The organism is Burkholderia sp. AcTa6-5 (assembly GCF_017815075.1).
Classification (GTDB): domain Bacteria; phylum Pseudomonadota; class Gammaproteobacteria; order Burkholderiales; family Burkholderiaceae; genus Burkholderia; species Burkholderia sola.
Map to the genome: position 1 here is coordinate 195,889 of NZ_JAGIQE010000007.1, position 19,241 is coordinate 215,129.

The following is a 19,241-nucleotide window of genomic DNA, read 5'->3' on the forward strand; positions in this document are numbered from 1 at the left end:
GCCTCATGAACGCAAACGATACGCGCACCTTGCCGCGCAGCGGGCTGACGGTGTCCGCGCTCGGCCTCGGCTGCTCGCAGCTCGGCGGCCTTTATCGGCCGATGTCGGCGGCCGATGCCGCCGCGCTCGTCGACGCCGCGTGGGCGGCCGGCCTGCGCTATTTCGACACCGCGCCGTATTACGGCTACACGCTGTCCGAGCGGCGCGTGGGGGCCGGCCTCGCCCCGCGCGAGCGCCGCGCGTTCACGCTCAGCACGAAGGTCGGGCGGCTGATGCGCGCCGACGCCAGCGTGCAGCCGGGCGACGACGGCTGGGCCGAGCCGCTGCCGTTCCGGCCGGTCTACGACTACAGCTACGACGGGATCATGCGCTCGCACGACGACAGCCGGCAGCGGCTCGGGCTCGCGCGCGTCGACATGCTGTACGTGCACGACATCGGCGCGATGACGCACGGCGATCGTCACGCGCACTACTGGGAACAGTTGACGCGTGGCGGCGGGTTTCGCGCGCTCGACGCGCTGCGCGCGGGCGGCGAGATCGGCGCGTTCGGTCTCGGCGTGAACGAATGGGAAGTCGCGGCCGACGCGCGGAACGAAGCGGAACTCGATGCGGTGCTGCTGGCCGGCCGCTATACGCTGCTCGAACAGACGGCGCTCGAACCGCTGCTCGACGCGTGCGCGCGTGACGGGACGGCGATCGTGATCGGCGGCGTGTTCAATTCCGGCCTGCTCGCCGGCAACGGCAAGTTCGACTATGCGGACGCGAGCGCCGACGTGATCGACAAGGCCACGCGGCTCGGCGCGCTGTGCAACCGCTTCGACGTGCCGCTTCCCGCCGCTGCGTTGCAGTTTCCGTTCGGCCATCCGGCCGTCGTGTCGTGCGTGGTCGGCGCGCGCAGCGTGGCCCAGTTGAAGCAGAACATCGACTGGTTCGAGCGCCCCGCGCCGGCCGAGCTGTGGGATGCGCTGCGCGACGAAGGTCTGATCGATGCGCACGCGCCGGTGCCGGGAGCACGCGCATGACCGCACGGATCGACGCCCATCAGCATTACTGGCGCATCGGCGCGCGAGCCGGTTGCTGGCCGCCGGCCGAACTCGATGCGATTCACCGGGACTTCGGCCCGGCCGATCTCGCGCCGCTGCTCGACGCGGCGCGCATCGATACCACCGTCCTCGTGCAGTCGCTGCCGAGCGAAGCCGATACGCGCTTTCTGCTCGATCTCGCGGCTGAAACGCCGAGCGTCGGCGCGGTGGTCGGCTGGGTCGACCTGAAGGCCGACGACGCACCGGCGCGAATCGCGGCGTTTGCATTCGCGCCGAAGGCGCGCGGCTTGCGACCGATGCTGCAGGATCTGCCGGACGACGCGTGGATCGACGATCCGCGGCTGGATCGCGCGGTCGCCGCGATGCGCAAGCATGCGCTGGGTTTCGATGCGCTGGTGATGCCGCGTCATCTCGATGCGCTGCATGCGTTCGCGCGACGCCATCCGGATCTGCCGATCGTGATCGACCACGGCGCGAAGCCGTTCATCGAGCGCGGCGAATTGCAGCCGTGGCTGTCCGCGATGAGCCGGCTCGCGCGCCTGCCGAACCTTCACTGCAAGCTGTCCGGCCTCTGGACCGAAGCGGGGCCGTCGGCCGGCCCGGATGCGGTGCGCGCGCGCACGCGGCCGTATGTCGATGCGCTGGCCGATCTGTTCGGGCCGACGCGCCTGATGTGGGGCAGCGACTGGCCGGTGCTGCGGCTCGCGTCGGCATGCGGCGGCTACGGCGAATGGCTGGCCGCGTGCGAGGACGATTGCGCGCGGTTGCTCGGCGCCGCGGCGCTGGACGGCCTCTTCGGCGGCAACGCGCGCCGCTTCTACCGGATCGACACCGCACGCCACGACGAATGAACCAGAACGAAAGGAACCCGACATGCTCAGCGTGATTTGCGAATCCCCCGGCGTGCTGCGCGTGCAGCATCGCGAACCGCCCGTGCGCGGCAGCGGCGAAGTGCTGTTGCGCGTGCAACGGGTCGGCATCTGCGGCACCGACCTGCACATCTTTACCGGCAACCAGCCGTACCTCGACTATCCGCGCGTGATGGGCCACGAGCTTTCGGCGGTCGTCGTCGACGCGGAGCCGGCGTCGGGGCTCGGCGCCGGCGATGCGGTATACGTGATGCCGTATCTGTCGTGCGGACACTGCGTCGCATGCCGTCACGGCAACACGAACTGTTGCGTGAACATCAAGGTGCTCGGCGTGCATCGCGACGGGGCGTTGGCCGAATACCTGAGCGTGCCCGCGCAGTTCGTCCACAAGGCCGACGGCATTTCGCTCGACCAGGCGGCGATGCTGGAATTTCTCGCGATCGGCGCGCATGCGGTGCGGCGCGCGGACGTCCGTGCCGGGCAGCGCGCGCTGGTCGTCGGCGCCGGGCCGATCGGCATGGCTGCGATGATCTTCGCGAAGCTGCGCGGCGCCGACGTCACGTGCCTCGACACGCGGGCCGACCGGCTCGCGTTTTGCCGCCAGCATCTGGCGGTCGATGCGGCGGTTGAGGTGGGGGAAGGCGACGCGGCGCGTCTCGCCGCGCTGACGAACGGCGAGTATTTCGATGCGGTGTTCGACGCGACCGGCAACCTCGATGCGATGAATCGCGGTTTCGAATTCGTCGCGCATGGCGGCAAATACACGTTGATCTCGATCGTGCGCGGGCACGTCGCGTTTTCGGATCCCGAATTCCACAAACGGGAAACGACGCTGCTCGCGAGCCGCAACGCGACGGCCGAGGATTTCGCGACGGTGCTCGACGCGATGCGGGCAGGGAGGATTCCCGACCGCGCGCTGAACACGCACCGGATGCGGCTCGACGAGGTGCCGGACGCGCTGCCGCGTCTGCTGGATGCAGGGCAGACCGTCGTGAAGGCGCTCGTCGAATGCTGATCCAGCGAATCCGGCACGCGGAGCGCACGCGATGACGCCGCCGATCCTGCAATTCGGCACGAGCCGCTTCCTGCTCGCGCACGTCGACCTGTTCGTCTCGCAGGCGCTGGACGATGCCCACGCGATGGGCGGCATCGGTATCGTGCAGACGACCGGCAATCCGGCCAGCCGCGCCCGCATCGACGCGCTGCGTGCCACCGGCCGGTATCCGGTGCGGATTCGCGGGCGCGAGCGCGGCGGCGTGGTCGACGAAGTCGTCGAGTGCCGCGCCGTGCATCGCGCGTGGGACGCCGAGCGCGACTGGGCGGAGATACGCGGCGCCGCGATCGAGACGGTGCGCGCCATCGTGTCGAACACCGGCGACGCAGGCTATCGTGCCGATCCGCGCGACACCGTGGACCTGCTGGCCCAACCCGGGCAAGCGCCGCACGGCTTTCCGGCGAAGCTGCTCGCGCTGCTGCATGCGCGCTGGCAGGTGCGGCCCGATGACGGCGTGTCCATCCTGCCTTGCGAACTGGTGACGAACAACGGCGACACGCTGCGCGACATCGTGCTGGGCCTCGCACGCCGGTGGCGGCTGCCCGACGCGTTCGCCGACTATCTGGGCAACCGCTGCGTGTGGGTCAACTCGCTCGTCGACCGCATCGTGTCCGAGCCGCTTCATCCGGTCGGCGCGATCGCGGAGCCGTATGCGCTATGGGCGATCGAACGACGTGCGGGCATGGCGCTGCCGTGCCGGCATGCACAGATCGTCGTCACCGACGATTTGCGCAGCCACGAGCGGCTGAAGCTGTTCTTCCTCAATCTCGGGCACAGCTGGCTCGCGGAACAGTGGCTCGCGGCCGGGCGCGACGCATCGGAAACGGTGCTGAACGCGATGAACGACGCGCGGCTGCGCGACGGTCTCGAGGCCGTGTGGCGGGACGAAGTCGAGCCGGTGTTCGTCGCGCTCGGCCTGCGCGAAACGGCCGAACGCTACGTCGACAGCGTGCGCGAGCGCTTTCTGAATCCGTTTCTCGCGCATCGCATCGCCGATATCGCGGTCAACCATCGCGAGAAGGTGGCGCGGCGGATCGAGCCGTTGCTCGCGCTCGCCGATTCGCTGGCGGTGCCGGCCGACCAACCGCGCTTGCGGCAACTCGTCGCCCGCTATGAGCCGGCCGGCATCGCAACCACTGGGAGAAATACATCGTGAAGCAACCGGCAGTCGTGATCCTTCACGGCAACGACAACGTCGCCGTCGTACTCGACGCGCTGGCGCCGGACGTGCCGATCGACGTGCACGGCGCACCGTTGCGGCTGGCGGACGCGGTACCGGCCGGCCACAAGGTCGCCACCGCGCCGATCGCGCGCGGCAGCGCGATCGTCAAATGCGGGCAGCCGATCGGCGTCGCGCTGCGCGACATCGCCGCGGGCGAGCACGTGCACGTGCACAACGTCGGGATGCCCGAGCGGCATGCGCACGACGACGGGCTCGTCGGCGACGCGCACGACGTGGCGACGGATCGCCGCGATACCTTCGACGGATTCGTGCGGCCCGACGGCAGCGTGGGGACCCGCAACTACGTCGGCGTGATCGCGAGCGTCAATTGTTCGGCAAGCGTCTGTCATGCGATCGCCGATGCCTACCGGCACGGCGCGCTCGATGCGTTCGGTCACGTCGACGGCGTCGTCGCGATCACCCATCAGAGCGGCTGCGGGATGTCCGCGACCGGGGACGGCATCGAACTGCTGCGGCGCACGCTCGTCGGCTATGCACGGAATCCGAATTTCGCGGGCGTGCTGCTCGTCGGCCTTGGTTGCGAAGTCAACCAGGTCGGCGCGCTCGCGCAACGGCTCGACGCGGCCGCGCCCGGCACCGTGCGCACGCTGGTGATCCAGGACGAGGGCGGCGTACGCGACACCGTGGCCAAAGGCGTGTCGATCGTGCGCGAACTGGTGGAGGCGGCCGACGGTGCGCGTCGCAGCGCCGTGCCGGCCTCGCGGCTGACGGTCGGCCTGCAATGCGGCGGCTCCGACGGCTACTCGGGCATCACCGCGAATCCGGCGCTCGGCGCGGCCGTCGATTTGCTGGTCCGCAACGGCGGCACCGCGATTCTGTCCGAGACGCCCGAGATCTACGGCGCCGAGCATCTGCTGATCGCGCGCGCGGCGTCGCGCGACGTGGCCGAGCGTCTGCTCGGCCGGTTGCAGTGGTGGGAGCGCTACGTCGCCGACGACGGCGGCGAAATGAACAACAACCCGTCGCCCGGCAACCTCGCCGGCGGCATCACGACGATTCTCGAGAAGTCGCTCGGCGCGGTGTCGAAGGGCGGCCGCTCGCCGCTGCGCGCGGTCTACGACTATGCGGAGCCGGTGCGGCAGGCCGGGCTCGTGTTCATGGATACGCCCGGTTACGACCCGGTGTCGGCCACCGGGCAGATCGCCGGCGGCGCGAATCTCGTGTGCTTCACGACGGGCCGCGGTTCGGTGTTCGGCTCGAAGCCGGTGCCGACGATCAAGGTCGCGACGACGACCGGCCTGTTCGAGCGGATGCAATCGGACATGGATTTCGACAGCGGCGGGATCGTCGCCGGTTCGCTGACGGTCGATGAAGCGGGCGAACGGCTGTTCCGGCTGATGCTCGACGTCGCGTCCGGACGCAGATCCCGCAGCGAGGACAACGGCATCGGCGAACGCGAATTCGTGCCGTGGCTGCGCGGCGCGGTCATGTAATGCGCGACGCGACGTGCGACCGCGCGCAATCGGACAGCGAAGGAGAAGCCGCGATGGAAACCCGCATGCGCGAGCCGACGATCGGCGAAATCGATCAGGACGGCTCGCTGTCGGAACTCGAGAAGGGCTTGCTCGGCGAGGCGCTGAGGTTGCTCGCCGAGACGCGCGCGCGTGCGCTGGAACTTAGTGTCGAGGTCAGCCGGCGGCAGGGCGGCGCCGCGCCGGACGTCCACGATTTCAACCTGCCGACGATCATCGAACTGCAACGGCGCTTCGGTACGCGGCCTTGCCCGTGAGCGGCGCCGTTGCAGGATCGAGCTTCGCTGCCGGTTACGCCGCCGACAGCGTGATCGACACGCCCGTCGCGGTGTAGACCGGCGTGGCCTTGAACCCGTCGACCGTCACCGCCGCGAACTTCGCGGCCGCCGCCGCGCCGTCGATCAGCGCGATCGTGTCGCCGGCCTTCGGTGCGTAGCCGTTCACGAATGTCACGTGCAGCGTGCCGCCCGTGACGGTGAGCGGCCCGCCCACGCGCAGACGCCCACCGCCGTTGCCGTCGATATCGAGTTCGAGCGTCGTGTTGTCGAGCTGCGTGTAGCGGGTCGCGATCGTCACCGGCGCGGCGGCCGCGATCCGCACGCTGCCGCCCGGGCCGACGTACACGTCGCCTTTGCCGAACGCCGTCGGCGACGCGGCCGCCAGCGTGCCGCCGCTCACCTGCGTGCCGCCCGTGTACGCGTTGTTGCCCGCCAGCGTCAGCGTGCCGCTGCCTTGCAGCGTCAGCTTGCCGGCGCCCGCGACGTCGTTGCGCCACAGGTCGGCAGCACTGAGCCCGCCTTGCGATGCGTCCATCGACACGATCACGTTGCCGTTGAACGCGCCGTAGCCGTCGGCCGCCGCGAACAGGTTCAGGCGGCCCCAGCCTTCCGCGTCGTCCATCACCGGATAGCCGGACGGCAGCTCGGTCGTCTTCAGCACGACGCGCCGCTGGTCGGCGCTCAGGTACGGAAAGCGCGTCTGCAGCAGGATCTCCGCGCCCTTCGGCACGACCGGCGGTGCGTTCGTCGATTCGATCGCGCCGAAGCCGAACGTCATGCGGCGCAGGAATGCGGTCTTGTTCGTCGTGTAGTCGGCGAACCGGTCGGTGGCCGTCGTGCCGGAGCGCGCGAATGCGGAGAAGGTCGTCGCGCTCGTGCCCGTCAGTTGTTGCAGCGTCTGATGGGCTTGCGTGTACGCGGCCTGTGCGTCGCCGGCGTATGCGGTCAGGTTCGCCGCGCTGACGGCCAGCGCGAGCATGCGTCCGCCGATCACGTCGAGCGGCGAATGCATGCCGGCGAGAATCCGGTTCTCGCCGAGTTCGAGGCCGCGGCTGACCATTTCCTGGAAGCGTTCCGGCACGAGCCACGCCATCGTCGTCGCATCGCGCATCGCCTCGGCCGTGTGGCCGCTGATGAAGCCGCCGTCGGTCGCGGGCGTCGTGCTCTCGGCCGGCACGAGCGTCGGCGCGACGACCACGCTGCTGCTCCAGCGGTACGGGCGCGCATATTTGAAGAAGCGCTTCGACGGTTCGGTCGACGCGTTGTTGCCCATTTCGTTGAGCAGGTCGACGACCTTCCCGAAGCTGGCGTTGCCGCCGCTGCTGCCGACGCCGACGTTGTTGCCGGAATCGTTGTACAGCACGGTCGTCGCATCGGCGGGCACGCTGGTGATGCTGGTGGTCTGCTGGGCCGCGGTGCGCCATGCGGCGGTGAGCGGGCCCATGCCGTCGGTCACGCTGTAGCCCTTGCCGCGCCGGTCGTCGTAGTACGCGGCATCGGCCTGCTGCGGCGTGCGGGCGGTCGTCGCGTTGACCACGTACTGCACGTTGGCCGACAGCACCGCATCGTTCAGGATCGTGCCGCACGGCACGCCGCTGTTCGGCAGCCCGGAGCAGGTCGACGGCGAGATGGCCGGGAACGCGCCGTTCGCCGGCGCGGTCACGCCCGCGTCGACCAGCATCGTCGCCGGTTGCCACAGATCGAGAAATCGGCTCAACACGCGCACCGCGGCGTTGGTCGACAGCGTCGCATAGCGCGCATCGCCGCGCTGGTTGGTCGCGACGTTGTCGACGAAAGCGGGCGCGCTCGGGATCGGCGCGCTGTCGACGAAGCCGGGGTCGGCGGGCGGCGCCGGAACGGCCGCGGCGATCGTGGCGGTCGACGCGACGTCGTCGCCGCCGCCGCACGCGGCCAGTACGATCGCACTCGACAATGCCGCGACGTGCAGCGGGAAACGGCTTCGTGACGCAAACATGCAAGACTCCATCCTGAGGGTAGAAGACGGAGGATTGTGGTCAGCGATCGTTACGCGGTCGTTACGGAATTGTTTCGCGTCGTACGCCGACGGCGAAAATTCCCACTATCTGGTTAATTTCCGGTGCTGAACATGACGGACGGCGGAATTCATGTGCCGTCCGTCATCGATAGAGGGCGCCGGCCTACGCGCCCACCGCGCGCGTGTCCAGCCGGAACAGCGAGACGGCCTCGGCAAGCCGGTTTCCCTGTTCCTCGAGCGACTTCGAGGCGGCGGCCGCCTGCTCGACGAGCGCCGCATTCTGCTGGGTGACCTCGTCCATTTGCGTAATGGCGAGATTGACCTGCTCGATGCCGCGGCTCTGCTCGCTCGATGCCGCGGCGATCTCGCCCATGATGTCGGTCACGCGCGAAATCGCGTGCGTGACCTCGCTCATCGTGTCGCCCGCGTTGTTCGCGATATGCGAGCCGTCCTGGATTTTCCGGACCGATTGCGAGATCAGCTCGCGAATTTCCTTCGCGGCGCTCGACGAACGCTGCGCAAGACTTCGGACTTCGCTCGCCACCACCGCGAAGCCGCGGCCCTGTTCGCCGGCGCGGGCGGCCTCCACGGCCGCGTTGAGCGCGAGAATGTTGGTCTGGAACGCGATCCCTTCGATGATCGCGGTGATCTCGGCGATCTTGGCGGAGCTCGCGCTGATGTCCGTCATCGTGTCGACCATCAGGCCGACGGCCGAGCTGCCGCGCTGCGCGACCTCCGATGCGTTGTTGGCCAGGCCGCTTGCCTGCTGCGCGTTGTCGGCGTTCAGGCGCACGGTGGACGTCAATTGCTCCATGCTCGACGCGGTTTCCTGCAGCGACGCGGCCTGCTGTTCGGTGCGGGACGACAGGTCCTGGTTGCCGGACGCGATTTCGCCGGCGCCGGTCGCGACGTTGCCCGATGCGGTACGAACCTCCGAGATCAGGCGGATGAGGTTTGCCTGCATGTCGCGCATCGAAGCCAGCACGCTGCCGGCGGGCGCGGCGCCGGTTGCGGCTTCGGCGCCGAGATTGCCGGCGGCGATATGGCCGGCGATATCGCTGAGCACGGCAGGCTCCGTGCCCAGCGCGCGCAGCAGGCCGCGGGTGATGAAGAGGCCCGAGATCGCGGCCGCGGCGGCGGCGGCGATGCAGATCGCGATCAGCATCAGTCGTCGCGACGTATAACGGTCGTCCGATTCCTGCACCCGCTGGGCGGCGATTGTGCGCGAGAACGTCGCATACGCATCGGTGGCCGCGACGAGCTGGGCGAGCAGCGGTCGGCACTGTTCATTGATCATCGTGATCGCCTGATCGCGCCGGTTGTTCGCCGCCGCGTCGACGATGGCGCGCGCCACGGGGCCGTACTGCGCCTCGATCGCCGCGATTTGCCGAACCAGTTCGCGGGCCTTGTCGGTCGCGCCGCTGCCCTCGCGCACTGCATTCGTCAGTTCGCCCATCAGCGCGCCGACTTCGCGGTCGGCCCGCAGCGCCGCTTCCTTCTCGACGTCCGCATCGCGCGTCCCGGCCGCCAGGACCTGGTTGCGCGCCGCGATCGCGCGCCGGTCGACCGCGGCGAGAACCTTGTCCGCCAGGGTCGCGCGGGCGTTGATGCCGTTGACGTAGTCCTCGAATGCCGCGTTCGCGTTGCCGAGCGAGACGATGCCGACGACGGAGACGAGTACGACCGTGCAGGTAAGAAGTCCGAAAGCCATGATCAGCTTCGTGCGAACCGTTAATCGTCGATCATTCATAGGAGGAATCCAGTTGTGGGTATTAAATAGATTTCCTGATTAACGGAACGGAGAGTGAACAGTTTAGGACCGTCGCCCGAGGCAATCGTTTGCGGGTTGCCTGTCGTCAAAAAAATCCGGCAGCGCTCCGCATTCGTCACGCCGAACGGACGAACGGCTCCGTTTTCGCGTACCACAACCGGTTTCTGCCTCGGCGTACCCGTGCCGGTCGCCGTCCGTCCGGCATCGCTCAACTTCCCGCCGACGGTGCCGTTAAACGGATCAGGGTCGCCCTGTTCAGCGATCCATTTCAATCACGCGGTAACGGAGACCGAAGTCATCATGCTGTCATCAATTCGCGCACGGATACTTGCGACGTGTGTCGCCATCGTCGTGACGGCGCTGGCCGTCACCGGCGGGCTCGTCTATTACGTCGTCAAGACCCACAACGACGAGGCCATCGACCAGAATCACAAATCGATCCTCGCCGGCCACGCGCTGGCGATCGACGAATGGGTGGCCAGCCGGTCGCGCGAAACCCAGGCGCTCGCGGATACGATCGCGATCGGCGACGGCGACCCGGTGCCGGCGTTGAAGCTGCTCGGCAAGTCGGGCGGCTTCGAGGTGCTGACGCTCGGCCTGCCGGACAAGACGGCGTTCTCGAACGTGCCGCTCGCGCCCGGCTACGATCCGACCGCGCGGCCCTGGTACAAGCAGGCCGTCGGCGCGGGCCATCTGGTCGTGACGGCGCTTTACCGCGACGCGACGAGCGGCAAGCCGGCCGTCGCGTTCGCGGTGCCCGTGGTGCGCGACGGCGCGGTGAAGGGCGTGCTGGCCGCCAGCCTGTTCATGGAGAACGTGAGCTCGATCGTGACATCCGTTCACCCGACGCCGGCGAGCTTCGCGTTCCTGGTGGACAAGGGCGCGCGCGTGATCGCGTCGGCCAAGACCGACCTGATCATGAAACCGGCCACCGGCCTGTCGCCGGAACTCGATGCCGATCACCTCGGCGCACTGCAGACGGCGTCCGCGCCCGTCGCGGTCGACATCGACGGCGCCGCCAAGCTGATGCGCGCACAACCGATCGTCGGCACCGACTGGTCGCTGGTGCTCGCGCTCGACAAGGGCGACGTGACGGCCGGCATGCGCGCGGTCGCGACGACCACGCTGCTGGCGATCGTGATCGTCGCCATCATCGCGGCCGCGCTCGTCGGCGCGATGACGAACGCGGCCTTCAAGCGCATCCTGATGGTGCGCGACGCGCTCACGGACGTCTCGAGCGGCAGCGGCGACCTGACGAAGCGCCTGCCGGCCGACGGCGCGGACGAAGCCGCGCAGATCGCGCGCGCGTTCAACGCGTTCGCCGAGAAGATCAGTGCGATCCTGCTGCAGATCCGCGCGTTCAGCGCGTCGGTCAATCTCGCGAGCGCCGAGATCGCCCAGGGCAACCAGGATCTGTCGGCCCGCACCGAACACGCGGCGTCGAGCCTGCAGGAAACGGCGGCCGCGCTCGAGGAGATCGCCGGCACGGCCCGCAATTCGGCCGATGCGGCGAGCCAGGTGAACCGGCTGGCGGAATCGGCGTCGGATGTCGCGCTGCGGGGCGGCACGGTCGTGCGCGACGTCGTGTCGACGATGAACGACATCACGCAGGCGTCGGCAGAGATCGCCAACATCGTGGGCGTGATCGACGGCATCGCGTTCCAGACCAACATTCTCGCGCTGAACGCCGCCGTCGAGGCCGCACGCGCGAACGAGCACGGCCGCGGCTTCGCGGTCGTCGCCGGCGAGGTGCGTGCGCTCGCACAGCGCAGCGCGCAGGCCGCGCGGGAAATCAAGCAGTTGATCCACTCGTCGGTCGAGAAGATCGAGGGCGGCTCCGGGCTCGTCCAGACGGCCGGCGCGACGATGGACGAAATCGTCGACGGCGTGCGCAACATCACGAGCGTGATCGCCGAAATCAGCGTCGCCGCGAAGGAGCAGAGCACGGGGCTCGAGCAGGTGAATCAGGCGGTGTCGCAGCTCGACGACACGACGCAGCAGAACGCGGCGCTCGTCGAGCAATCGGCGGCCGCGGCGACGTCGCTGCGCGAGCAGGCGGCCCGGCTCGCGCAGACGGTCGGCGAGTTCAAGCTGGCGGAGCGGCCGGTGGCGGTGTGATGGTTTGATTGACGGGGCCCGCGGGCCCCTGTTTCATGCGGCGCGGCTAAGTCGGTCCGGCTGGCGTACCCGCCGACGACGGGCGGGATTTCGTTCGTATCCTGCGCCGGTCCGCTGGTGCGTCGCCCACGCCGTGGCTGACTGCGATCGATCGCAAGCGGGGAGGCGGTATCGCCTTCGTTCCGTTCAGGCAAGCACCCCGCGCGCGGCCAGATTCGCATACAGCGCGCGCACGCCGAAGGTCCACGGCGCGATCTCCGTGCAAAGCCGCACGGTGTTGACGAGCGCGCCCAGCGCGGGCGTGGAGATCGTCACGCGGTCGCCGAGGTGATGCGTGAACCCGCCGCCGGGCGCGTCGCGATCCTGGATCGGCGAGAACATCGTGCCGAGGAACAGCATGAAGCCGTCCGGATACTGGTGATGCGCGCCGCAGGTCTGCGCGACGAGGTCGGCCGGGTCGCGGCTGATCTCGCGCATGCGGCTGATGCCGTCGAGGACAAAGCCGTCGTCCGCGCCTTCGACGCGCAGCGACACGCTGCATGCCCGCACGCCATCGAGCGTGAAGCCATCGTCGAACAGCCGCACGAACGGGCCGATCGCGCACGAGCCGTTGTTGTCCTTGCATTTGCCGAGCAGCAGCGCCGAGCGGCCTTCGACGTCGCGCAGGTTCACGTCGTTGCCGAGCGTCGCGCCGACCGGCCTGCCGTCGCTGGCGACCGCCAGCACGATCTCCGGCTCGGGGTTGTTCCACACCGATATGGGCAGCAGCCCCACGTCCGCGCCGAAGCCCACCGCGGACATCGGCTGCGCCTTGGAGAACACCTCGGCGTCCGGGCCGATACCGACTTCCATGTATTGCGACCACGCGCCGCGGCGCTCGAGTTCCGCCTTCAGGCGCAACGCGGCTTCCGAGCCCGGCACGATCTTCGACAGGTCGGTGCCGATGGTCGCGGCGATGGTGTCGCGCACCTCCCGCGCTTTGGCCGGATCGCCGCCGGCCTGTTCCTCGATCACGCGCTCGATCAGGCTGACCGCAAAGGTCACGCCGCACGCCTTGATCGCCTGCACGTCGCACGGCGCGAGCAGGTGCGTCGCGCCCGGCGTGCCGTCGAGCGCGGCCTGCAACAACGGCTCGACGCGGCCGAGCGATTCGCCGGGGGCCGTGCGCGCGATGGCGACCGCATCGGGGCGGTCGAACAGGTCCGCGGTGGTCGGCACGGTGCGCGTGATGTCGAACACTTCGCCGCCGCGCACGGCGACGACGCTCGGCCCCGCGTGGGCGCCGTCGTGCCGCCAGACGCGGCCGATCAGCAGCGCGTGGGCAAGGTCGTGCGGCAGGCAGTCGGAAACGGAAGGAGTACGCATGGTCAGCTCGGCAAGAGTCGGGGGCGGTGGGGTCAGTGCGAATGGCGCGGGTTGCCGCGCTGCTCGATCACCTTCAGGTACAGCGTGGCCGGTTCGAGGCAGCCGCCGGTGGACAGCTGTCCGACGAACCGGCGATAGAGTTCCTGCCACGGCGTTTGCGCCTGCGGCACGGTGAAGCTGGCGGTTTCGCGGCGGCGCGCGAGTTCGTCCTCGTCGACGAGCACGTCGACGCTGCGGCGATTCAGGTCCACGCGAATACGGTCGTTCGTGCGCAGCAGCGCGAGGCCGCCGCCTACCGCGGCTTCCGGCGACATGTTCAGGATCGACGGACTGGCCGACGTGCCGCTCTGGCGTCCGTCGCCCATGCACGGCAGCGACGTCACGCCGCGCTTCACCAGCTCGGCCGGCGGCGCCATGTTCACGACTTCGGAGCTGCCCGGATAGCCGACCGTGCCGCAGCCGCGGATCACGAGGATGCAGCGCTCGTCGATGTTCAGCGCGGGATCGTTGATGCGCGCGTGGTAATCCTCGGGGCCGTCGAACACGATCGCGCGCGCCTCGAACGTATTCTCCGCGCCCGGCTCGGAAAGGTAAGTCTGGCGGAACGCGTCGCCCACCACCGACATCTTCATGATCGCGCTGTCGAAGAAGTTGCCCGACAGCACCATGAAGCCGGCGCCGTGCTTGAGCGGTGCGTCGGGCGTGCGGATCACGTCGCGGTCGGCGTTCTGCGCGGCGTCGGCGATCTCGCCGATCGCACGGCCCGATACGGTCAGGCAGTCGCGCCGCAGCAGGCCGGCCGCATCGAGCTGGCGCAGCACCGCGGGCACGCCGCCGGCGCGGTGGAAGCTCTCGCCGAGGTATTCGCCGGCCGGCATGCAGTTGACGAGCAGCGGCACGGCTTCACCCAGGCGCTGCCAGTCGTCCAGGCTCAGTTCGACGCCCATGTGGCGTGCAATCGCGATCAGGTGCGGCGGGCAGTTGGTCGATGCACCCAGCGCGGAGGCCACGACGATCGCATTCTCGAATGCCGCGCGCGTCATGATTGTCGACGGGCGCAGGTCTTCGCGAACGAGCTCGACCGCGCGCTTGCCGGTCGCGTAAGCCATCTGGCCGCGCTCGCGATAGGCGGCGGGAATGCTCGCGCAGCCGGGCAGCGACATGCCCAGTGCCTCGGCGAGGCTGTTCATCGACAGCGCGGTGCCCATGGTGTTGCAGTGGCCGATCGACGGCGACGACGCCGTGGTCAGCTGCATGAAGCCTTCGTAATCGATCTCGCCGGCCGCGAGCAGGTTGCGCGCATGCCAGATCACCGTGCCCGAGCCGACCCGCTTGCCGTCGTGCCAGCCGTCGAGCATCGGTCCGCCCGACAGCACGATCGCGGGCATGTCGACGGTGGCCGCGGCCATCAGGCACGCGGGCGTGGTCTTGTCGCAGCCGGTCGTCAGCACCACGCCGTCCAGCGGAAAGCCGTGCAGCACTTCCACCAGCCCGAGGTACGCGAGATTGCGGTCGAGCGCGGCGGTGGGCCGGCGGCTTTGCTCGGCCAGCGGATGCACGGGGAACTCCATCGGAATGCCGCCCGCGTCGCGGATACCGGCCTTGGTGCGTTCGGCCAGCTCGATGTGGTGGCGGTTGCACGGCGCCAAATCGCTGCCCGTCTGTGCGATGCCGATGACAGGACGGCCCGACTGCAGTTCCTCGCGCGTCAACCCGTAGTTCATGAAGCGCTCGACATAGAGCGCGGTCATGTCTGCGTGCGCGGGGTCGTCGAACCATTCCTGGCTGCGCAGACGGCGAGGGGTGTGTGACATGGCAGGCTGTCTCCTGAGGGGCCTTCTTCATTTTGCGTGCCGGATGGTACCGGTAACATCGATTGGATGTTAGCACGGCTTTTTTGCGTAGCGGAAGGGATTTCGTGCGCGCGTGGCGAAGGAATGGGGCAGGGGGCCGGTGCGAAGCCGCGCGCATCGCGTCTTGGGACGCGCGCGGCCGTCGGCTTGTCACGCGCTTTCCCGCGCGATGATCGTGTAGTCGATACGGATGCTTTTCGAGCCGGTCGGCTCGCCGCCGTCGCGCGCTTGCAGCGCCGCCAGCAACGCTTCGCCGGTGCGCAGCCCGATGCCGTACGCATCGACCGACACGGTGGTGATGGTCGGGTGGCAGCACTCGGCCACTTCGAAGTTCCCGAAGCCGGCCACGGCGATGTCGGCGGGCACGGTGAGGCCGCGCCGGTGGCATTCCATGATCGCGCCGAATGCCGACATGTCGCTCACGCACATCACCGCGTCGGTATCCGGCCAGCGCTCCAGCAGCGCGGCCATCGCGGGCCCGCCGTGGCTCATCGTGATCGGCGATTCGCCCAGCCGCACGACGCGCGGTTCGCCCAGCCCCTGCGCCTTGATCTCCGCCTGGTAGCCCTTGAGCCGGTCCAGGCCGCGGCGATCCAGTTCGCTCGCGCCGACCAGAAAGCCGATGCGCCGGTAACCGCGCTCGGCCAGGTGGCGCACCATCGCACGGGCGGCGCGCACGTTCGAGAAGCCGACGGCGGTGTCGATCGGGCGCGTGGGCAGGTCCCACATCTCGACCACCGGAATCGCCGAGCGCTCCAGCACCTTGCGCGTCGCTTCGGTGTGCTGCGACCCCGTCAGCGCGATGCAGCGCGGCTGGTGTCGCAGCATCGAGCGGACGAGCCGTTCTTCCCGTTCCAGGTCGTAATCGGTATCGCCGAGCAGCAATTGCAGACCATGCGGCTCAAGCGCATCGGTCAGGCCGCGCACGGTGTCCGAGAAGTTGGAGCTCGACAGCGACGGCACCAGCACCGCGACGAATTCCGATCGCCCCGACGACAGCGCACCGGCGGCGGCATCCGCCACGTAGCCGAGCTGGTCGATGGCCTCGCAGACCCGTGCGCGCGTCTCGGCGGCCACGCTGTGGCCGGCGAGCACGCGCGACACCGTCATCTTCGATACGCCGGCGAGGCGCGCTACGTCGGACATGCGGGGCGGCCCGGCGGGCCGGACGGCGGTGGGACTGGGCATCGGAATCGCGATCGGGAGAAAGCCGGAAAGGCTACATCATACCGGTGCGGCATACCGCGCAGGCGGGCGGTGGCGTGGCCGTCGCGATCAGGGCCGTACTAGGGAAACCACGCGTTCGGCGGCACTTGTATGTGCGTATCGCAGCATGCTACCTTCAAAGGTGTTACCGGTATCAGCGTGCCGATCGCTTCCCGTCGCCTCGTCGGCTTTTTTTTGCCACCGGATGTTATCGGTAACATCGATGCGCGAAGCGCACGCGACGGTACGAAGAAGACCTACACAATCAGGAGACAGACCGATGCCATCCCTAACGCAGGCCGCTGCCGCACCGGCCGCGGCCGACTCGTCCGAAGACGCCCTTTACCGCAAGGTCATGCGGCGCATCCTGCCGTTGCTGCTGCTGTGCTACGTCGTGGCCTACCTGGACCGCGTCAACGTGGGCTTCGCGAAGCTGCAGATGCTCGACGACCTGAACCTGAGCGACGGCGTCTATGCGCTCGGCGCCAGCATCTTCTTCTGGGGCTATTTCCTGTTCGAGATGCCCAGCAACCTGCTGCTGCATCGCTACGGCGCGCGCTTCTGGATCGCACGAATCATGATCACGTGGGGCATCGTGTCGTCGTCGATGGCGTTCATCGTGCCGCTCGCGCAGTTCTTCCACGTGCAGACGACCACGATGTTCTACACGCTGCGCTTCCTGCTGGGGCTGTGCGAAGCGGGTTTTTTCCCGGGCGTCATCCTGTACATGAACTACTGGTTCCCGGCGCGCCGCCAGAGCGTGGCGATGTCGGGCTTTTTGGTCGCGATCCCGCTGAGCCTGACGCTGGGCAGCGTGGTGTCCGGCTGGCTGATGCAGCAGACGCACGGCCTGTCGGGCATGAGCGGCTGGCAATGGATGCTGCTGCTCGAAGGGCTGCCGTCGATCGTGGTGGCGTTCATCGTGCTGGCCTGCCTCGGCGACGGCCCGCAGTCGGCGAAATGGCTGTCCGCCGACGAAAAGGCGGTGCTGTCGCGCAATCTCGAATCCGAGGCCGCGCACAAGTCGCACAGCATCGGCGCCGCGCTGCGCAGCCCGCGCGTCTGGCTGCTCACCTTCATCCTGCTGACGTTCAATACCGGCTTCTACGGGCTGGCCTTCTGGCTGCCGTCGATCATCCGCGCGTCGGGCGTGCACAGCCCGCTGCACATCGGCGTGCTGACGGCCATTCCGTACCTGACGGCGATCTTCGCGATGGTGTGGAACGCATCGCACTCGCGCAAAACCGGCGAACGCCGCCTGCACGCGGCGATTCCCGCGCTGATCGGCGGCGTTTTCCTGATCCTGAGCGCGGCGTTCGCGCAGAACGTGGCGCTGTCGATCGTATTCCTGACTATCGCCACCTGCGGCATCCTCGCACTGATGCCGATCTACTGGACCTTTCCGGGGCAGATCCTGTCCGGCACGGCCGCGGCCGCCGGCATCGCGCTGATCAACTCGGTGGGCAACCTGTCCGGCTTCACGGGCTCGATGATCACCGGCGTCGCCAAGCAAATGACCGGCAACATCAACAACGGCACCTATGCGCTCGGTGCTTGCCTGTTGGTCAGCTGCGTGCTGATCGCGTCGATTCCACGCGATATTTTGCGGCCGCCGGCGGGGCGGTAGGGCGTTCGTTCAACGTTACGTCCGCTGGGGGCCGCGATATCGCGTCGCCCCCGGCGCCGGATGCATCAGGTCATGTGGATTGATCTCGTGTGAGTTCGCTCGACGATCGCACGCGGAATTCCAGATCTCTCCAACCAGCGACGCCCTGCTCGCTGCTCGCTTTTCTCGTGAGCGGCCGTCATGCGTCCTCCAGTGCGAAGCGCACCTTGTCCCCGAGCGTGCGCAACCGTTCAACCGGTTCGTTCGAGAACACGAAACGGACGTACTGCTCGCCGTGTGCGACGCCCCATCCGGTCATCGCCGTCGCACATACGCCGCGGCGCAGCAAGCGCTCCGACATCTGCGATCCGGTCAGGCCGAAGTCGGACACGCGCAGCAGCATCGACCAGCCGCCCGCCGGCATGCCGAACGGCAGCCCGGATAGTTCGGCGGCGACCGTGTCCCGCCGTCTCTCGAGTTCGCTCACGTAGCCAGGCAGCTCGGATGCGGAATGTTCGAGCGCAATCGCCGCAGCCTCCTGGGCAATGCCGACCGGCACCACGACATTGGCGAGCGACACGGCCACAAGATCGGGAATCAGCCATTCCGGCGCGACGATCCAGCCGACCCGCCAGCCGATCATGCGCAGCTCCTTCGACGCTGCGCCGACCGTCACCGTACGCTCGGCCATGCCGGGCAGGCCGGCGGGATGGATGACCGTGCGTCCATCGAAGAGCAGCCGTTCCATCGCGCTGTCGAGGATCAGCAGCAGATCGTTCTGCACACACAGGCTCGCGATCAGTTGCCAGTCGGACGCATCGAAGAAGCCGCCCGAAGGCATCGAAGGAGACATCAGCAGCATGGCCCGCGTTTTCGGACCGATTGCAGCCCGCAGCGCGGCCTGGTCCAGCTTCCATTCGCCGCCCGGCGTGAAGGCGAACGGGACTTGCCGCGGCACGCCGCCCGCCAGGCGGACGCGGTTCAGCAGACCTGCGTACGTCGGATCGGTGACGATGACTTCGTCGCCGGTCTCGACGGTAGCGAACAACGTATTCAGAATGCCGGAGAGCCCGCCCGCCGACACCACCACCTGATCGGCCGTGAAGCGCTGCCCCGAAAGCGCCGACACGTGGGCGGCAGCGCTCGCGCGTAGCCGATCCTGACCGACGAATGGGAGATAGGAGTTGGCCGAATCTCGCTGGATGGCCGCTCGGGTGAAGGCGAGCGCTTCCGCGGTAGGCGGGATGTCGGTATCGAGATTTTCGAGTCGCAAAAGGTCGACGTCGGCATGATCGGCGATCGAACCCATGCGATCGACGCCGATGCCGGCGATGTGCTGCAGACGGACAGGGCGGTGGTGGCGCATC

The 19,241-nt window shown here is 68.5% G+C and carries 15 protein-coding genes; 8 read left to right on the plus strand and 7 right to left on the minus strand.

From position 1 onward, the window contains the following. Window positions 1–5 precede the first annotated feature (5 nt). From J8I33_RS12280 to J8I33_RS12305, 6 genes are read left to right on the plus strand one after another with little or no spacing between them, the layout of a single operon-like run. Window positions 6–1,022: an aldo/keto reductase gene (locus tag J8I33_RS12280; RefSeq protein WP_124555364.1), complete on the plus strand. Its 1,017-nt coding sequence runs from the start codon at window positions 6–8 to the stop codon at window positions 1,020–1,022. Next, window positions 1,019–1,894, plus strand: a complete 876-nt coding sequence (locus J8I33_RS12285; protein ID WP_209935993.1) for an amidohydrolase family protein — start codon at window positions 1,019–1,021, stop codon at window positions 1,892–1,894. The genes J8I33_RS12280 and J8I33_RS12285 overlap by 4 nt, the downstream gene beginning before the upstream one ends. Before the next feature lie 22 nt (window positions 1,895–1,916). Next, the gene (locus J8I33_RS12290; protein ID WP_089490426.1) at window positions 1,917–2,927 is read left to right on the plus strand and encodes a zinc-binding alcohol dehydrogenase family protein; all 1,011 of its coding nucleotides are present in this window, start codon (window positions 1,917–1,919) and stop codon (window positions 2,925–2,927) included. 31 nt (window positions 2,928–2,958) lie between these two features. After that, window positions 2,959–4,122 carry a D-mannonate oxidoreductase gene (locus J8I33_RS12295; RefSeq protein WP_089490425.1) on the plus strand — a complete coding sequence of 388 codons (1,164 nt, stop codon included), beginning with the start codon at window positions 2,959–2,961 and terminating at the stop codon, window positions 4,120–4,122. After that, a complete protein-coding gene (locus J8I33_RS12300; protein ID WP_209936000.1) occupies window positions 4,119–5,642 on the plus strand; it encodes an altronate dehydratase family protein in 1,524 nt (507 codons plus the stop codon). The genes J8I33_RS12295 and J8I33_RS12300 overlap by 4 nt, the downstream gene beginning before the upstream one ends. Window positions 5,643–5,695: 53 nt before the next feature. Next, complete coding sequence (locus J8I33_RS12305; RefSeq protein ID WP_089490489.1) at window positions 5,696–5,938, plus strand: hypothetical protein; 243 nt, start codon at window positions 5,696–5,698, stop codon at window positions 5,936–5,938. A 34-nt stretch (window positions 5,939–5,972) separates the two neighbouring features. Here the strand turns inward: J8I33_RS12305 and J8I33_RS12310 are convergent, their stop codons facing one another. From J8I33_RS12310 to J8I33_RS12320, 3 genes are all read right to left on the minus strand, one after another. Beyond that, entirely contained in the window at window positions 5,973–7,934 is a 1,962-nt protein-coding gene (locus J8I33_RS12310; RefSeq protein WP_209936020.1) for a phosphatase PAP2 family protein, read from the minus strand. Between the two features lie 184 nt (window positions 7,935–8,118). Next, on the minus strand, window positions 8,119–9,705 hold the full coding sequence (locus J8I33_RS12315; protein WP_209936028.1) for a methyl-accepting chemotaxis protein: 1,587 nt from the start codon (window positions 9,703–9,705) through the stop codon (window positions 8,119–8,121). Then, window positions 9,702–9,998, minus strand: a complete 297-nt coding sequence (locus tag J8I33_RS12320) for a hypothetical protein (RefSeq protein WP_209936034.1) — start codon at window positions 9,996–9,998, stop codon at window positions 9,702–9,704. The genes J8I33_RS12315 and J8I33_RS12320 overlap by 4 nt, the downstream gene beginning before the upstream one ends. A 28-nt stretch (window positions 9,999–10,026) precedes the next feature. Between J8I33_RS12320 and J8I33_RS12325 the strand changes: the two genes are divergently transcribed. Beyond that, window positions 10,027–11,844, plus strand: a complete 1,818-nt coding sequence (locus J8I33_RS12325; protein WP_209936048.1) for a methyl-accepting chemotaxis protein — start codon at window positions 10,027–10,029, stop codon at window positions 11,842–11,844. 186 nt (window positions 11,845–12,030) lie between these two features. On the opposite strand, the gene J8I33_RS12330 is transcribed toward J8I33_RS12325, so the two are convergent. The 3 genes from J8I33_RS12330 to J8I33_RS12340 all read right to left on the minus strand — a co-directional run bounded on the left by J8I33_RS12330 (window position 12,031) and on the right by J8I33_RS12340 (window position 16,250). Next, window positions 12,031–13,209, minus strand: coding sequence for a fumarylacetoacetate hydrolase family protein (locus tag J8I33_RS12330; RefSeq protein ID WP_209936054.1), 1,179 nt, complete (start codon window positions 13,207–13,209; stop codon window positions 12,031–12,033). A gap of 32 nt (window positions 13,210–13,241) precedes the next feature. After that, window positions 13,242–15,023, minus strand: a complete 1,782-nt coding sequence (locus J8I33_RS12335; RefSeq protein ID WP_209936060.1) for an IlvD/Edd family dehydratase — start codon at window positions 15,021–15,023, stop codon at window positions 13,242–13,244. 189 nt (window positions 15,024–15,212) lie between these two features. Next, complete coding sequence (locus J8I33_RS12340; protein WP_209936065.1) at window positions 15,213–16,250, minus strand: LacI family DNA-binding transcriptional regulator; 1,038 nt, start codon at window positions 16,248–16,250, stop codon at window positions 15,213–15,215. Between the two features lie 298 nt (window positions 16,251–16,548). Here J8I33_RS12340 and J8I33_RS12345 point away from each other — a divergent pair, with 298 nt between their 5' ends. Then, a complete protein-coding gene (locus J8I33_RS12345) occupies window positions 16,549–17,895 on the plus strand; it encodes an MFS transporter (RefSeq protein WP_209924345.1) in 1,347 nt (448 codons plus the stop codon). Window positions 17,896–18,073: 178 nt separating this feature from the next. Here the strand turns inward: J8I33_RS12345 and J8I33_RS12350 are convergent, their stop codons facing one another. After that, entirely contained in the window at window positions 18,074–19,240 is a 1,167-nt protein-coding gene (locus J8I33_RS12350) for a pyridoxal phosphate-dependent aminotransferase (RefSeq protein ID WP_209936071.1), read from the minus strand. Window position 19,241 lies beyond the last annotated feature (1 nt).

Coding starts and splice junctions, on each gene's coding strand:
- J8I33_RS12280 (WP_124555364.1), top strand. CDS start 6: ATGAACGCAAACGATACGCGCACCTTGCCGCGCAGCGGGCTGACGGTG.
- J8I33_RS12285 (WP_209935993.1), top strand. CDS start 1,019: ATGACCGCACGGATCGACGCCCATCAGCATTACTGGCGCATCGGCGCG.
- J8I33_RS12290 (WP_089490426.1), top strand. CDS start 1,917: ATGCTCAGCGTGATTTGCGAATCCCCCGGCGTGCTGCGCGTGCAGCAT.
- J8I33_RS12295 (WP_089490425.1), top strand. CDS start 2,959: ATGACGCCGCCGATCCTGCAATTCGGCACGAGCCGCTTCCTGCTCGCG.
- J8I33_RS12305 (WP_089490489.1), top strand. CDS start 5,696: ATGGAAACCCGCATGCGCGAGCCGACGATCGGCGAAATCGATCAGGAC.
- J8I33_RS12310 (WP_209936020.1), bottom strand. CDS start 7,934: ATGTTTGCGTCACGAAGCCGTTTCCCGCTGCACGTCGCGGCATTGTCG.
- J8I33_RS12315 (WP_209936028.1), bottom strand. CDS start 9,705: ATGAATGATCGACGATTAACGGTTCGCACGAAGCTGATCATGGCTTTC.
- J8I33_RS12325 (WP_209936048.1), top strand. CDS start 10,027: ATGCTGTCATCAATTCGCGCACGGATACTTGCGACGTGTGTCGCCATC.
- J8I33_RS12330 (WP_209936054.1), bottom strand. CDS start 13,209: ATGCGTACTCCTTCCGTTTCCGACTGCCTGCCGCACGACCTTGCCCAC.
- J8I33_RS12335 (WP_209936060.1), bottom strand. CDS start 15,023: ATGTCACACACCCCTCGCCGTCTGCGCAGCCAGGAATGGTTCGACGAC.
- J8I33_RS12340 (WP_209936065.1), bottom strand. CDS start 16,250: ATGCCCAGTCCCACCGCCGTCCGGCCCGCCGGGCCGCCCCGCATGTCC.
- J8I33_RS12345 (WP_209924345.1), top strand. CDS start 16,549: ATGCCATCCCTAACGCAGGCCGCTGCCGCACCGGCCGCGGCCGACTCG.
- J8I33_RS12350 (WP_209936071.1), bottom strand. CDS start 19,240: ATGCGCCACCACCGCCCTGTCCGTCTGCAGCACATCGCCGGCATCGGC.